At 71.5% G+C, this 14,715-nt stretch carries 11 protein-coding genes; 5 read left to right on the top strand and 6 right to left on the bottom strand.

The features are described from left to right. Positions 1–8: 8 nt before the first annotated feature. Complete coding sequence (locus AB0J46_RS36045) at positions 9–3,200, bottom strand: DNRLRE domain-containing protein (RefSeq protein WP_364338578.1); 3,192 nt, start codon at positions 3,198–3,200, stop codon at positions 9–11. Positions 3,201–3,480: 280 nt separating this feature from the next. Here AB0J46_RS36045 and AB0J46_RS36040 point away from each other — a divergent pair, with 280 nt between their 5' ends. Continuing rightward, entirely contained in the window at positions 3,481–6,288 is a 2,808-nt protein-coding gene (locus tag AB0J46_RS36040) for a BTAD domain-containing putative transcriptional regulator (protein WP_364338577.1), read from the top strand. Positions 6,289–6,368: 80 nt separating this feature from the next. Here AB0J46_RS36040 and AB0J46_RS36035 read toward each other — a convergent pair whose 3' ends face one another. Then, a complete protein-coding gene (locus tag AB0J46_RS36035) occupies positions 6,369–6,572 on the bottom strand; it encodes a hypothetical protein (protein ID WP_364338576.1) in 204 nt (67 codons plus the stop codon). A gap of 154 nt (positions 6,573–6,726) precedes the next feature. Between AB0J46_RS36035 and AB0J46_RS36030 the strand changes: the two genes are divergently transcribed. Together AB0J46_RS36030 and AB0J46_RS36025 are read left to right on the top strand one after the other, a co-directional pair. Further along, entirely contained in the window at positions 6,727–7,479 is a 753-nt protein-coding gene (locus tag AB0J46_RS36030; protein ID WP_364338575.1) for a helix-turn-helix transcriptional regulator, read from the top strand. Between the two features lie 69 nt (positions 7,480–7,548). Then, positions 7,549–8,322 (top strand): SDR family oxidoreductase, encoded by a 774-nt coding sequence (locus AB0J46_RS36025; protein WP_364338574.1) that lies wholly within the window; start codon positions 7,549–7,551, stop codon positions 8,320–8,322. 97 nt (positions 8,323–8,419) lie between these two features. Here the strand turns inward: AB0J46_RS36025 and AB0J46_RS36020 are convergent, their stop codons facing one another. From AB0J46_RS36020 to AB0J46_RS36010, 3 genes are all read right to left on the bottom strand, one after another. Then, positions 8,420–9,190: a class I SAM-dependent methyltransferase gene (locus AB0J46_RS36020; RefSeq protein WP_364338573.1), complete on the bottom strand. Its 771-nt coding sequence runs from the start codon at positions 9,188–9,190 to the stop codon at positions 8,420–8,422. A gap of 537 nt (positions 9,191–9,727) precedes the next feature. Beyond that, complete coding sequence (locus AB0J46_RS36015; protein ID WP_364338572.1) at positions 9,728–10,297, bottom strand: helix-turn-helix domain-containing protein; 570 nt, start codon at positions 10,295–10,297, stop codon at positions 9,728–9,730. 280 nt (positions 10,298–10,577) lie between these two features. Next, positions 10,578–11,231 (bottom strand): hypothetical protein, encoded by a 654-nt coding sequence (locus AB0J46_RS36010; protein ID WP_364338571.1) that lies wholly within the window; start codon positions 11,229–11,231, stop codon positions 10,578–10,580. Between the two features lie 380 nt (positions 11,232–11,611). Between AB0J46_RS36010 and AB0J46_RS36005 the strand changes: the two genes are divergently transcribed. Continuing rightward, positions 11,612–12,883, top strand: a complete 1,272-nt coding sequence (locus AB0J46_RS36005; RefSeq protein WP_364338570.1) for a cytochrome P450 — start codon at positions 11,612–11,614, stop codon at positions 12,881–12,883. A gap of 78 nt (positions 12,884–12,961) precedes the next feature. Further along, positions 12,962–13,771 (top strand): NAD(P)H-binding protein, encoded by an 810-nt coding sequence (locus tag AB0J46_RS36000; RefSeq protein WP_364338569.1) that lies wholly within the window; start codon positions 12,962–12,964, stop codon positions 13,769–13,771. Positions 13,772–13,800: 29 nt separating this feature from the next. Here the strand turns inward: AB0J46_RS36000 and AB0J46_RS35995 are convergent, their stop codons facing one another. Then, on the bottom strand, positions 13,801–14,577 hold the full coding sequence (locus tag AB0J46_RS35995) for a MerR family transcriptional regulator (RefSeq protein ID WP_364338568.1): 777 nt from the start codon (positions 14,575–14,577) through the stop codon (positions 13,801–13,803). Positions 14,578–14,715: the final 138 nt, after the last annotated feature.

Genomic DNA, 14,715 nt, shown 5'->3' with positions numbered 1-14,715 from the left:
GCCCCGTTTCAGGAGATTCCGGTGATCCAGCCGGTCCAGCCAGGACCGCCGACGTTGACGGCCGGCTCCCGGCCCGCGGGCGAGCCGGCGTAGAGGTACAGGCCGTCGGAGAGCGCCGCCGTCTGCGCGGCCACCCAGAAGTCGGGGCCCTCCTTGCCGGCGGCCGGCTGGAAGGTCCTGACCCCCTCGACGTCGACGACCTGGCCCTGGAGGTCGCCGGGCGCGGCGATCCACGGGTGGCTGCCGGCCGGCCAGGGCTCGGCGCCGTAGGGGCACGGCGCGCCGAGCACGTACGTGCCGGCGTCGTCGAACGAGCCCGGGTAGAGGGTCACCGCGCCGCTGTCACGCCGGCGCAGCACCAGGTCGGCGGCGTTGCCCGGGTCGGGGACGCCGTCGCCGTCGGCGTCGGAGACCACGTCGCCGGGCACGAAGGCGTCGTAGCCGTCCAAACCGAGCGGCGCCGACCCGGCCGCCCCGGACGGGACGTCGAGGACGCGCGGCGCGGCCAGCTCCCCGTTGCCCGCCAGGGCGAGCATCCCGGCCGCGGTGCCGGTGTAGAGATCGAGCCGGCCGCCCTCGACCACGATCAGGTCGGCGCCCGGCCGCCCGTCGAGGTTGCCCGGCGCGATGATCCGGGTGGCCGCCGACCAGTCGCCGCCGCCGGGGTGCCGCAGCTCCCGCCTGCCCTCGAAGTTCGGCCAGCCGGTGCCCTCGTTGGGGTACAGCGACAGCTTGCCCGAGGCCGAGCGGACGAAGATGTCCTCGTAGCCGTCCTTGCCCATGCCGTCCTCGGGGCCGACGAAGTCGCCGCGGTGGGCCAGCAGCGCGCCGCCGAAGCCGGAGGCGCCCACGTCGGTGCCGCCGTCGGTGGTGCCGTCGCCGCGGCCGGCGTACAGGCGCAGCGTGCCGCTGTTGTTGGTGGCCAGGATGTCGGGCCGGCCGTCGCCGGTCAGGTCGCCGTCGCGGTCGCCGGACACCGTCCCGTCGGGGTCGGCCACGAACACCGGCGGCGCGGTGACGATCAGCGTCGTGTTGGTCGCCGTCTGCGAGGGCGACCCGTCGTACGGCGAGACGTTGCTGGCCACGTCGATGGCCGCGACGTGCAGCCGGTTGTTGGGCCAGCGGTGCGGATAGATCTCGACGGTCGCCGAGCCGTCGGGACCGGCCTTGACCCAGGTGCCGGCCGCGCACTTCCCCCCGCCGACCGACAGCGGGCGGTTGAGCCGGTAGCAGAAGCCGTCCAGGTTGGCGTCGCTGGAGGTCAGCCTGACCTTGCGGGTGTAGCGGGCGGGCACCTCGCCCACGTCGATGCGGCGGCCGTCGGCGGAGGTGACGACCGGCTTGGTAGGAGCCGCCTTGTCCACCTTGAACGGGCAGGAGTTGGTGGACCAGTCGCCGTCCACGCCGTCGGAGACGCTGGCGTGCCACCAGTAGTGGCCGCCGTCCTGGAGCTGGTCGGCGGGCACGGTCACGGTCGCGGTCGACCCGCTCGCCACCGTGCGGGTGTCCGACCGCACGGCCGGGCCGTCGTGGAACCACAGGCCGAAGCCCACGTCGAGGTTGCCGCCGTCGGGGTCGCTGCCCGTCGCGGTCAGCGTGACGTCGGTGTTGCCGACCACCTCCCAGGCGGGGTTCGTGGCGCTGCACGGGATCGGCCGGTCGGAGGCGTTGTTGTTCCACGGCCCCTGGTAGGCGGTCTTGGAGACCAGGCGCGGAGCGCGGTTGTAGGTGACCTGGAGCACCGGGTTGGTGCCGTCCACCTTGAACTTCTTCCACCCGTAGGTGTCGCTCTCGTCGGCGGCGCGCAGCCCGAAGGTGATGTTGCTCTGGCCGTTGTTGGCCGCCTCCTGCACCGCCCCGGCCACCGCCCCGTCGGCGAAGTCCTCGCCGGCCGACCCGCACGAGCCCCAGCCGTGGGCGAAGGACTTGGTCTGCAGGGTGCGGATCCAGCCGGGCTGGTTGTTCCAGGTCACCCAGTTGCCGATGCCGCCGGTCCAGCCCAGGTCCACCGGACGGGCCGAGCAGCTCCAGGAGGAGACGTTGAAGACGTTGAGGGTGGCCCCGAGGATCCGGGCCCCCTGCAGGCCGTTGATGTTCATCTCGAAGTAGGCGCGGGCGGTCAGGCCGGTGTCGTTCTCATGGCCGACCCGGGCCACCGGCGGGTTCTCGCTGCCCACCTTGTTGCCGCCGTCGTAGTAGACGGTGTTGGCGACGCCGGAGTTGCTCGCCTTCTTCACCGCGTTGGCCCAGTGGTTGCGGTAGCCGCCGCTGAAGATCGGATCGATGACCACCGGGTAGACGGTGGCCGGGTCGTCCAGCAGGGCCTGGTCGGGCACGATCCGCAGCGTGCCGCCGCCCGCGCCGGGCTCCACGGTGGCCTTCATGGGCGCGTTGCGGACCGGGCCGTCCTCGTGCGGCTCGGCCGCGGCCAGGCCCTTGGCGGCGGCGGTGTGGGAGGAGTCCCACATGCGCGGCACCGGAGCGGAGAAGACCGGCGTGCCGCCGTCGGCGGCGGTGATCCCGCCCTCGGCGGTCGCGGTCACGTCCAGGCCCTCGCCGCGCACGCCCAGCTTCAACGTGCGCACCCGGGGGTCGGCCGCGGCGGCCCGGTCCTTGACGATCAGGTGGTGCACGAAGTTGTCGGGCTCGGCGATCACCTTGAGGTCCACGCCGGGCAGCACGTCGGCGTACGTGGCGGTGTCGCCGTCCAGGACGGGGGCGGGCAGCCGGGACGGCCAGCTCAGCTCCAGCTTCCTGCCGTCCTTGACCAGGGTGGCCAGCGGGCCGGCGCCGCCGCCGGAGAACGTCATCGCGAAGGTCGTGGCCCGGGGGGAGACCGTGCCGTCGGGGTTGCGGCGCAGGGTGTCGTCCACCGGGCGCCAGGAGCCGCCGATCCTGGCACGTACCGGGCGCAGGTGTTCGCGCCGGGTCAGGGTGCCGTCCGGGTTCGCCAGCAGCTCGCCGGTCTCGGTGCGCGCGGCGTCCACCTCGACCGGTTCGCCGGACGTGCCGGCCTTGGCCAGCGCCGCCGCCTCGGGGGAGGGGGCGGGGGTGGGTGCGGGCGTGGTGTCGGCCAGCGCCGCGGGGGCCGGCGTCATGAGCGGCGCCAGCAGCAGCGCCGCGGCCAGGACGAGCCTCCCGGTCCGGCGCCCGGACGGGGGCCCGCCCGTCCGCGCGACGGCCCTCAGCTTGTCGATCACTTGTGGTTTCCTTTCACCGGGGGACACGCGCCCTTCGAGGGCACGGCCGTACCGTCGCGGGGAGGTCGTCGGGAGTGGGGGCGTCACACGGCTCGGCCGCGCCGGACGGGTTCGGGTCCGGCGCGGCCGTCGTCAGTTGGCCGCAGGTTCACGGCGTGGTCACGCGCATCACGCTAGGACGGCCGATCCTTGATCCACCCTCGTCGCGTCCTCGCCGCGTCCTCGCCGTCGGACGGCGGCGATCCGCAAGCCGGCGGGGCCGGGAACAAGGGGGAACGCGATGGCCACAGCCTGGTTCGGCATGCTCGGACCGATGGACGTCAGGGTGGCCGGACGCCCCCTCGCGCTGCACGGGCCACGGCAGGAGAGGACGCTCGCCGCGCTGCTGCTCGACGCCGACCGGGTCGTCACCGTCGACCAGCTCGTGGACGTCGTCTGGGAGGAGCCGCCCGCCTCCGCCCGGCGCCAGATCCAGGACCTCGTCACCCGGCTGCGGCGCACCCTGGCCGACGCCGGCGCCGCCCCCGGCCTGATCACCACCCAGCGCGCCGGCTACCTGTTACGCCCCGGCGAGCGCGGCCTGGACGCCCGTACCTTCGAGAGCCTGACCGTGGCGGCGCGGCAGACCGCCCGCGCCGACCCGGCGGGGGCCGTCGCCGGGTACCGCGAGGCGCTGTCGTTGTGGCGCGGGCCCTTCCTGGCCGGCGTGCGCGGCCGGGCCTTCGAGGGCGCGGCCCGGATCTGGCAGGAGCGCCGGCTCGCCGCCGTGGAGGAGTGCCTGGCGCTGGAGCTGTCGCTGGGCCGCCACCACGAGGTCACCGCCGAGGCGCTGACGCTGGTGGAGCAGCATCCCTACCGGGAGTCCCTGGTGGAGCTGCTGATGCGGGCGCTGCACGGCGCGGGCAGGCTGGCCGACGCCCTCGACGCCTACCGGGCGCTGCGGCGGCGGCTGGCCGACGAACTGGGTCTCGACCCCGGCGCCGGGCTGCGTCGCCTGCACGACACGCTGCTGCGGTCCCAGACCGTCCCGGCCGCGCCCGCGTCCGGGCACGTCGCGGCGATGCTGCCGCCCGGCGTGTACGGCTTCGCCGGCCGCGCCGCCGAGCTCGCCCGCCTGGACGCCCTGCTCGCCGCGGCGGGTGAGCAGCCGGCCGCCGTGGTCGTCGCCGCCGTGACGGGCACCGCGGGCGTGGGCAAGACGGCGCTCGCCGTCCACTGGGCCCACCGCGTCCGCGACCGGTTCCCCGACGGTCAGCTCTACGTGAACCTGCGCGGGTTCGACCAGAGCGGACGGCCGATGACGCCGGTCGAGGCGATGCGCGTCTTCGGCGACGCGCTGGGCGCGCCGGCCAACCGCGTGCCGGCCACCCCTGAGGCCTGGACCGGGCTCTACCGCAGCCTGCTGGCCGGGCGCAGGATGCTGATCGTGCTGGACAACGCCCGCGACGCCGAGCAGGTACGGCCGCTGCTGCCCGGCGCGCCCGGCTGCCTGGTGCTGGTGACCAGCCGCGACCAGCTCCCGGGCCTGGTGGCCGCCGAGGGCGCGCACCCGCTCCGGCTGGACCCGCTGTCCGTGCCCGAGGCGCGGGAGCTGCTGGCCCGGCGGCTGGGCGGCGAACGGGTGGCCGCCGAGCCTGACGCGACGGCCGAGATCATCGACCGGTGCGCGCGGCTGCCGCTGGCGCTGGCCGTCATCGCGGCCCGCGCGGCCACCCACCCGGGCTTCCCGCTGGCGGCCATCGCCGGGGAACTGCCCGCCGTCCACGCCTGTCAGAACGGCGACCTGGACGCCAATCTGGACGCCTTCGACGCCGACGGCCCCGGTACGCAGGTCCGTCTTGTCTTCTCCTGGTCCCATCAGGGGCTCAGCGGCGGGGCTGGGCGCCTGTTCCGGCTGCTCGGGCTGCATCCGGGGCCCGACCTCAGCCTGCCGGCCGCGGCCGGGCTGGCGGGCCTGCCGGTGGCGCGGGCGCGGCCGTTGCTGGGCGAGCTGTGCCGCGCCCATCTGCTCAGCCAGCACGTCCCCGGCCGCTACAGCTTCCACGACCTGCTGCGGGTTCACGCCGTGGAGCTCGTCCAGGAGCTCACCCCCGAGGCCGAACGCCGTGCCGCGACGCGCCGTCTCCTCGACCACTACCTGCACACCGCCCGCACCGCCGCCACCCTCCTCAACCCCCACCGCGACCCGCCCCCCGCCACCCCGTACGAGGAGCCGCCCCCCGACGCCGGGACCGCCTTCGAGGAGTCAGCGGGCGGGGCGCTGGACTGGTTCACCGCCGAGTGCGCCGTGCTCGTCGCCGCGGTCGCGCGGGCCGCCGCCCTGGGCTTCGACACCCACGCCTGGCAGCTCGCCTGGACCCTGGCCGACTTCCTCGACCGGCGCGGCATGCGGCACGAGCACCTGGCCGTCCAGACCACCGCGCTGGCCGCCGCGCGGCGCGGCGGCGACCGGCTCGGGCAGGCGTGCGTCCACGGCAACCTCGGCTGGGCCAACACCGCGATCGACCGCTTCGAGGACGCCCGCACCCACTTCCGGCTCGCCCTCGACCTGTACGGCGAGCTGGGCGACCCGACCGGCCAGGCCCGCGTCCACGGCAACCTGTCCACGATGTACAGCCGTCAGGGCCGCCACCAGGACGGCCTGGCCCACGCCGCCCAGGCCCTCACCCTGTACCGCGCGGCCGGCCACCTGACCGGCCAGGCCCGCGCGCTCAACGCGGCCGGCTGGTTCCACGCCCAGCTCGGCGACCAGGAACAGGCGCTCGACCACTGCCGCCAGGCGCTCGACCTGCACCGGCGGCTCGGCGACGTCCTGGGCCAGGCCAACGCCTGCGACAGCCTCGGCTACGCCTGCCATCGCCTGGCCCGCCACGAGGAGGCCGCCTCCTGGTACGGACGCGCGGTCGAGCTGTTCCGCGCGGCCGGCGACCGCTATCACCAGGCCGACACGCTCATCCGCCTCGGTGACACCCTGCACGCGGCCGCCCTCCCGGACGCCGCCGCCGACACCTGGCGCCAGGCCCTCACCCTCCTGGAAGACCTCGCCCATCCCTCCGCAGCCCAAGTCAGAACCCGCCTGGCCGGGTGAACTTGCGCGTGCTCATGGAATCCTGTGGTGCCCGGCTCGGCTGTTCCGGGCGTCGCCCCCTCGCCGCGGGCGGTCGCGTGTCAGCGCCTTCCCTGCCAGGAGTAGAAGGCGCCCTCCAGGTGTTCGAAACGGTGATCGACGTGATCCTCCGACCACTCCACGTCCGCAAGGATCGGCGCCGGATCGCCCTGCGGGCTCCAGGCGTAGCCGTAGGGGCTCTGCAGAGCCTCGCCTCGCTGGAAGACGACCACGCCGTGCACGCGGCGGACCTCCTCGAACGCCATCCCGCCGATGGTGCGGGGGCCGAGCCGGTCCCCCTCCCTCACCGTGTGTGCGAACGCCTCCACCTCAGCCGCGAACCGTCCACCGACACGCGGCCTCCCTCTGATCGTCGCGAACAACAGCTACCGATGATCGCAAACCAACAGAACCCTGAACATGTGCGACGTCGGCATGCCCGCCGGCTCCGGCCGTCGTGCCAAGGGGTTGCGGCGCGAGGAGGTGGCGGTGCTCGCGGGGGTGGGGGTGTCCTGGTACACCTGGCTGGAGCAGGGGCGGGAGATCCACGTCTCGGCCGGGGTCCTGGACGCTGTCGCGCGGGTGCTGCGTTTCGACACGGCGGAGCGCGAACATCTGTACCTGCTCGCCGGGCTCAACCCGCCCCAGGCCGAGCCGTCGGACCGGCCGGTCTCCGCGGAGTTGCAGCGGCTGATCGACGGCTGGCTCCCGTCCCCGGCCTACATCCTCGACCGGCACTGGAACCTGGTCGCGGTCAACCGCGCCGCGCACCTGGTGTTCGGCTACTCGGACCGCGACCACAACTGCCTGGTGAGCTTCTTCACCAACGCCCGCTTCCGCTCCTCGCTGCCCCACTGGCAGGACGCGGCCCGGGTGATCGTCGGCCAGTTCCGCGCCGACGCGGCCCGCTACCCGGACGACCTGGAATTCGGCAGGCTGGCCGCCGACATGTGCGCCGCGAGTCCTTCCTTCGCCGAGATCTGGGCCGAGCATCCGGTCGGCAACGCGACCGAGGGCGTCAAGGTCGTCCACACCTCGGAGACCGATGAGCTGATCTTCGCGTACAGGTCACTGCCGTTGCCCGACCGGCCAGGACACCGGCTGATGCTGCACACGCCGCAGCCGGGCACCGCCACCGGGGCGCGGCTGTCCGAGCTGATGGCGAGCGCCTGAAGGTGGTGGTGCCAGACCTAGGTTCGGCCGGAACTGCCGGAAACGGACGATCCGCTTGAGGATTGCCGCATGAACCGATTCCTGAACAAGACCGTTCTGATCACCGGCGGCGCCGGCGGCATGGGCTTCGCCACGGCGCAGAGGCTCCTGGGCGAAGGCGCGTACGTCGTCATCACCGGACGCGACCAGGTCCGTCTCGACACCGCGGCCGCCCGCTTGACGGGCGCCCTGCCAGAATCCGGCTCGGGCCGGGTGCTCGCGGTTCGCGCCGACGTCGCCTCCCCGGCGGACCTCGACCTGCTGATGCGGCGGATCGAAACCTGGCGCGGGAGCCTGGACGCGGTCTTCGCGAACGCCGGCGTGGGCGTGTTCAAGCCGAGTGCCGAGATCACCGAGGCGGAGTTCGACCACACCGTCGGCGTCAACTTCAAGGGCGTCTTCTTCACCGTCCAGAAGGCGCTGCCGCTGATGCGGGACGGCGGCGCGATCGTCATCAACGCGTCCTGGACGCTGTATCGCGGGCTGTCCGTCGCCTCCGTGTACTCCGCCAGCAAGGCAGCCGTCCATAATCTCGCCCGGACGCTGGGCGCCGACCTCGCGCCGCGCGGCATCAGGGTCAACTCGGTCAGCCCGGGCTACATCGACACCGAGATGTACCGCGACGCCAACCCCGACCCGGAGAGCGAGGCGCGCAACTCGGCCGAGGTGCCGCTCGGCGCCCTCGGTCACGCTGACAACGTCGCGGCGGCGGTCGCGTTCCTGGCCTCTGACGAGGCTGCCTACATCACCGGGCAGGACCTGGTCGTGGACGGCGGGCTCGTCGCCAGTGTCCCCGCCGCCTGAGCCGGCGGACCGACTTTTCAGTGCCCGCCCCGCCAGCCAGCGCCCGGCACGACGATGCGGTCACGATCAGCCGGCAGGTCCAGGAAACAGAACCTGGCTAGCCGGCTTCGAGAACGAAGAACAAGAAGCACAGGAACCTCGTGCGAGTGGGCCCGAACTCGCGGAGATCCTCGGCGAACAGTTCGCGGGCTTCCGGCGCGAACGGCGGTTCGCTGATGACGCTGATACGAAAGCCCGCCGCCGTGAAGGCTTCGGTCATCGCGTGCAGGGGCCGGTGCCAGAAACGCATCTGGACGGTCTGCCCGCCCATGGTCCATTCGTCGGTCCGGCTGCGGGTCTCGAAGTAATTGGGCTTTTCCCCGGCCATGTGCTGAAAGAGAGTGACGCTGAAAGGATGGTCGACCGAGATGAGGAGCCGGCCGCCGGGCTTCAGCACGCGTCGCAGCTCGGCCAGTGTCGGACCCCAGTCTTCCAGGTAGTGCAGCACCAGGGACGCGATGACGTCGTCGAACGCCTCGTCGGGGAAGGGCAGTGGGTCGGCCAGGTCGGCGACCCGCAGATCGGCGTCGGCACCCAGCCGCCGTCGGGCCTGCTCCAGCATTCCGGCGCTCGCGTCGACGCCGGTCACGACGGCGCCTCGATCGCGCAGCTCGGAGAACAGAGGACCCGCGCCGCAGCCGGCGTCGAGGATGCGCCTTCCGGCCACGTTCCCGGCAAGCTCCAGCATCGCGGGCCGCTCGTAGTACGCGTTGAGAAGACTGGCTTCGTTCTCGGCCGCGTACCCCTCAGCCATCCTGTCGTAGTCGTTGAGTGAGGAGGGGTTCGCGGTCTCAACGTGATCTTTGGGCATGGCAGACATGCGAGCCATTGTGGCCCAGCAGCCTCGGCGGCACAGACATACGGCAGATCTTGGTCAAGCACGCAAACGGCACGACATCCTGCCCACCGGCAAATGCAGCAGCTCGACCCGGGCCGAAGCAGCGCCGCTCGTGTGCGCGGAACTCGCCTCAAGCGCCCATCCGCCAACTGAAGCGCTCAGTCTGCCCTGTCTGGCGGACACACGGGGCCAACTGCCGCCGGGCAGGGATGTCTGGAAGCAGCCAAGAGGACAGTGAGAGCTGCTTCCGACCTGGGCGCTGTCGCTTCGATGGCCGTCAAAGAATCGCCGCCCCCGTCATCCGGAGCACTTCGGCGTCAGCGGGTCGGCTGGCGGCCTCGGGACTCCAGGGCCGGTTCGAGATGATCAGCGAGGCGGCGGAGAGTGACCGCGAACCGCCCGCGGAGGCGGAGAAGAACACGCCGGCGCGAGCGCGGCGGAATCATCCGCAGGTGTGCGGCCTCGGCTCGCCGCTCAGCCAAGTCCGCGCGGACGAGCTCTTCCTGCAAGTGATGCACGAAAGGCTCCTCAGGGCTCTTCGGGAAATGCGTGGTAGAAGATGAAGATCGGACGGGTGTCGGGCGGAATCTCGCTCGATTCGACGCGCGCCCGGGTCAGTTCGCGCCACGGCTTCAACACGGCATTGAGCTGGTCGGCGAGCTGCGTGAGCTCATCCTTGGTGAGCCGCAGGTGGCGGCTGCTGCCGAAGGACGCGTGGCGCCAGTCCTCGGGAAGCGTCATATGAGTGCGTTCGAAGTCACGCAGCCGCTCGAACTGGTCGATCACCCACTGTGAAGTCCACGCCTGCAGCGCGGCTCTGGCCTCCGGGGCTTCGGAGTCCCGCACCAAGGCCCATCCGCTCAAAGCCGCCCGCACCCAGCGTTCCCGGCTGTCCCGGGCGAGCTCCGGCACGTCCTCGATCAACCCATGGGGCTGCATTTGCCGCAGGTGATAGCTCACCTGGCCCGGGTCGGCGTCCATCCGCCTGGCGAGCTCGCTCACCGTGACCGGGCCGATCCGGAACAGGAGGCTGAAGAGCTTCATCCGGAACCGGCTGGTCATGACCTTGAGCACGTCCATGTCGTCGATCTGGCGCATGGCCACGACGGTAAGACCAGCAGGTGACGATGCTCAAGACACCTACTGGATCTTGAAACTGCGTGTCCGTGGCGTAGCCGCGCTCGGCAGTTTCCTTGCCGGTCCTGCCGTTGCGGAGCCTTGAGGGAGCCGGTGTGTCAAGGTCATTGAGTAAGATCAAGGCGCCTGTGGAAGATTGGGCTGCCGCGAAGAACGTCGCCATCACAGATGGTTTTCACCGAGAAGTGAATGGACGTCTGTGGCCGCCCTTGCCATACCGGTCCCGCTCAGCCTCGCGCGCCTATTCGTTCATATCCGGATAGTTCGACTTGCGCGCCAGCCACCACCAGCCGTCACCCAGCCGGCTGCACCACCAGTAATCGTCGAACGTGGTCGCGGTGAGATCACAGGGACTTACCCGAGCGGCGTCAGGCCGGTCGTAGATGTAGAGGAACATGTTCTCCGGCACTTCCTCGTTCGACAGGCCCATCGTGAGAACACGTCCGGGGTAGAGCTCGATCGGCACATCCTGCGTATTGAGATGATCAAAGTGCAGGACATCGAACTCATCAGGCAGATGCGCCCAGCCACCCGAAGGCATGTCCGCCGCCAGCTTCCTGTCCTTGGCCAGCTGGGCCAGCGCGGTGAACTTGCCGTGTTGGACCGCGAACCACGTACGTCCGAAGATCCCGTTCCAGGGCAGCACCACAACGGCGGCGCACAGGACGACCGCCGCACCGGCCGCGACGAAACTGCGGATGTCACCACGGCGGCGTACGAATCTCTGCGCCCACCACGACGTGGAAAGCACGGCCACGACGAACGCGATCCCAAGGATCAGCTGCTCGATGATCCGATCGTGGTACTCCAGCCACAGCAGATACCGTCCAGTCGCGACCACGAGCCAGCTCGCCGCCATGGTCGCGGTCAACGCATGCGATCGTTTCTCGATCACGCCTCCAGAGCCGGTCGGCGAGCACTGCTCCACGTGAGATCGACCTGCGGCCCTCCGCGACGTAGCGGACCTCGAACGCGCTGTCGGTGAGGTGCAACGGACATCAAGCCCCAGCAGTCACTCAACCTTCGGTGGGACACCGTAGTGGTCATCAACCTTCGATGACAATGCTCAGTTTTCGCTGCGACAGGACACTCACTATCAGGTCAACTGTCAGGAATCGCGCCGAACTCTCAGGTTGAAGGATGCCAGACGGCAGGAACGTCGGTCGTGGTGGTGTCTTGACGTATCAAATGAATGCTTTTTTAATTCGGGTGAGGGTGCGATTCACCTCAGATCGACTCCGACCGGTTCATCGACGTCAGGGATGGAGCTGCGAGATGACCGTGGACGACCGCTTCGGCCGGGAGCTGGAAGAGACGCGCAGGAACCGGATGCGCGGCACCGTCAGCGAGATCGTCACCGATCCGGTCTCCGACTGGGCCACCGACTTCTCCCACGTCGACCCCCATTGGGCCGCGGACCCGTACCCCATCCAGGACGACCTGCGGCAGCGTTGCCCGATCGCGCACACCGACCGGTTCGGCGGGGTGTGGCTGCCGACCCGGTACGAGGACATCGCCGCCATCGCCTACGACACCGAGCGGTTCTCCTCCCGGGCCGTCGTCGTCGGCAACGTCAAGCCGCCCCGCGAGCTCGCGCCGGTGGGCGGGGTGCCGCCGATCTCGTCCGACCCGCCCTTCCACCACGACGCCCGCAGGTTACTGCTGCCGGCCTTCACCAAGACGGCGGTCGCCAAGCGGGAGGCGAGCACCAGGGCGTTGTGCCACGAGCTGATCGACGGCCTGGAAGGGCGGGAGGTCGTGGACGCGGCCCGCGAGTACGCCCAGGACATCCCGATGCGGGTGATCGCCGACATGCTGGGCTTCCCGCCCGAGGACGCCGACCGGTTCCGGCAGTTCGTGGAGAACGCCCTGGAAAGCGTGAACGAGCCCACCGAGAAACGGCTGGAGCGCATCGCCGAGCTGTCGTCCTACCTGGTCGAGCAGATCCACGACCACCTGGCCCACCCGCGGGACGACCTCACGACGTACCTGCTCGGCGCCGAGCTCAACGGCGCGAAGCTGGACCCCGTCCATGTCGTCGGGACGATGACGCTGCTGCTGATCGCGGGTATCGACACGACGTGGAGCGCGATCGGGGCGTCCCTGTGGCACCTGGCCAAGACCCCCGCCGACCGCGAACGCCTGGTCGCCGAACCCGCCCTGCTCCCCACCGCCATGGAGGAGTTCCTGCGCGCCTACGCCCCCGTCACCATGGCCCGCCTCGTCAAACAAGACATGCACTGGAACGGCGTCGACATGAAAGCCGACGACTGGGTCCTGCTCTCCTTCCCCGCCGCCAACCGCGACCCCGCCCACTTCGACCACCCCACCCACATCCGCATCGACCGCGAAGTCAACCGCCACGCCGCCTTCGGACTCGGCATCCACCGCTGCGTCGGCTCCCACCTGGCCCGCATGGAACTGCGCACCGCCCTCGACGTCTGGCTCCAGCGCATCCCCGCCTTCACCCTCGCCGACCCCGACGCCGTCACCTGGGCCGCCAGTCAGGTCCGAGGCCCTCGGACCCTCCCGCTCCGCATCGGCTGACCGTGCCCGCCTAAGTGGACGACCAGCTTCCGCTTGGTGTAGAACGGGAAGCCGGCATGCCGTTCAGGGGGTTGCGTGATGATCGTGGTGACGGGCGCGACAGGCACGATCGGACGTGCGCTGATCGAGGAATTGGGCGGCGCGGCGCGGGCCGTGGTGCGGCGCGCGGAACAGGGTGACGAACTGAGGGCGGAGCTGGGCTGCGACTACGTGGTCGGCGACCTGGAGCGGCCGGAGAGCATCCCGGTCGAGCCGGGGGACAGGCTCTTTCTCAACAGCGCGTTGTGGCCGGGCTTCGCGCGCGCCCACCGGGCGGTCATCGATCACGCGGCTGCCGCGGGGGTCGCCCAGGTGGTCACCGTGTCCGTACGTGGGGTCACGCCGGGCAGCCTGCTCGGGTTTGGCCTGCACGGGCAGGTCGACGAGCACCTCAAGGCCTCCGGAGTGCCGTGGTCGATCCTGGCGCCCGTCGGTTTCATGCAGAATCTCGCGGGCGACGTCGACGAGGAGGGGCGGATCGTCGGCTCGTACGGCAGGGGCAAGGTGGGGTACATCGACGCTCGTGACATCGGGGCGGTGGCTGCCGTGCTGCTGAGGCGTCCCGTCGGGGCCGACGCGGTCTACGAGCTGACCGGCCCGGTGGCGCCCACCCATGACGAGATCGCCGCCGAGCTGACCCGGGCGCTCGGCCGGGACGTGCGGTACGTGGACCTGCCCGTCGAGGAGGCCGCCGCGCACCTGGCGGGCCGCGGCATGCCCGCTCCCGCGGCCCACGACCTGGCCACCCTCATGTCGCAGCTCGGGGACGGGCGCTGGGCGACCACGACCACGACGGTGACCGACCTCCTGGGCCGCCGGCCTCGCTCGCTGCGGGAGTTCCTGGGGTAGCAAAGACACACTGGCCCCCTCCGGGGCCGTCACCGGCGGGGGAGGTCGATGCCGGACGCTCGCAGCTCCGCCTCGACCAGGGCGTTCAGCCGGGCGATGGACGGTTCCCGGTCCTCGCCGTGGTGGTTGACCAGCCCGTAGCGGGCGGCGGTGTCGGACCGGTTCCAGAACCCGGCCGGCATCGCCCGCGGCCCCGGGCCGGCCAGCAGCTTGGCGGCCAGGGCGCAGGCCAGTTCCTCGATGCGCGGGTCGTCCGGGTCCCAGGCCCTCGCCTCCAGGGCGCGTCTGGTCAGCTCGACGTGCTCGGGGTCGTCCAGTGAGTGTTCGAGCCGGGTCAGAAAGCTGTCGAAGATCGCCGGCATCAGCGCCCTGGTCAGGACCAGCGCCTCCCGCTGGGTGGACACGTAGTCGGCGCCGAACCCGAGGGCGGCCAGCCGGTCCAGGACGGCGCAGGCCCGGTCGGGCAGCAGGACCCGGTCGCCGTGGGCCAGGCGGTGCAACGTGTCGCGACGCGCGGTCAGGTCCTCGATCCGCTCGGTCAGCCGGCGGTGGACGTCGTCCAGGGCGGCGGCGAACGGCTCGGGATCGGCGTCGAGCAGGTCGCCGATCTCGGCCAGCGGCACGCCGGCCGCGGCGAGGGTCCGGACCTGGACCAGCCGGACCAGGTCGGCCGACCGGTAACGCCGGTAGCCGGAACCGTCGCGTTCGGGCTCGGCGACCAGGCCGAGCCGATGGTAGTGCCGCACGGTCTTGACGGTGACGCCGGTGAAGGCCGCCGTCTGACCGATCGTGAGCCCGTCCGTCATCGGCTCGGCGCGGCGGCGGACGGCAGGCGGACGCGCGCCGGTCGCCGGTCGGCGAGCGGCGCGCCCGGGTACGGGGTGCGGGCATTCACAGGGCCGAGAGTAGCGCGCACGGCCATGGCGGGGTTGACCTTGACCTTG

It is taken from the genome of Nonomuraea sp. NPDC049758 (assembly GCF_040674635.1).
Taxonomy (GTDB): domain Bacteria; phylum Actinomycetota; class Actinomycetes; order Streptosporangiales; family Streptosporangiaceae; genus Nonomuraea.
This window is presented reverse-complemented; position numbering and strand designations above follow the sequence as displayed.

Bases quoted from the DNA above. Each gene is read 5' to 3' on its own strand.
- AB0J46_RS36035 (WP_364338576.1), bottom strand. From the start codon at position 6,572: ATGGCGTTCGAGGAGGTCCGCCGCGTGCACGGCGTGGTCGTCTTCCAG.
- AB0J46_RS36030 (WP_364338575.1), top strand. From the start codon at position 6,727: ATGTGCGACGTCGGCATGCCCGCCGGCTCCGGCCGTCGTGCCAAGGGG.
- AB0J46_RS36015 (WP_364338572.1), bottom strand. From the start codon at position 10,297: ATGCGCCAGATCGACGACATGGACGTGCTCAAGGTCATGACCAGCCGG.
- AB0J46_RS36040 (WP_364338577.1), top strand. From the start codon at position 3,481: ATGGCCACAGCCTGGTTCGGCATGCTCGGACCGATGGACGTCAGGGTG.
- AB0J46_RS36005 (WP_364338570.1), top strand. From the start codon at position 11,612: ATGACCGTGGACGACCGCTTCGGCCGGGAGCTGGAAGAGACGCGCAGG.
- AB0J46_RS36025 (WP_364338574.1), top strand. From the start codon at position 7,549: ATGAACCGATTCCTGAACAAGACCGTTCTGATCACCGGCGGCGCCGGC.
- AB0J46_RS35995 (WP_364338568.1), bottom strand. From the start codon at position 14,577: ATGACGGACGGGCTCACGATCGGTCAGACGGCGGCCTTCACCGGCGTC.
- AB0J46_RS36020 (WP_364338573.1), bottom strand. From the start codon at position 9,190: ATGGCTCGCATGTCTGCCATGCCCAAAGATCACGTTGAGACCGCGAAC.
- AB0J46_RS36000 (WP_364338569.1), top strand. From the start codon at position 12,962: ATGATCGTGGTGACGGGCGCGACAGGCACGATCGGACGTGCGCTGATC.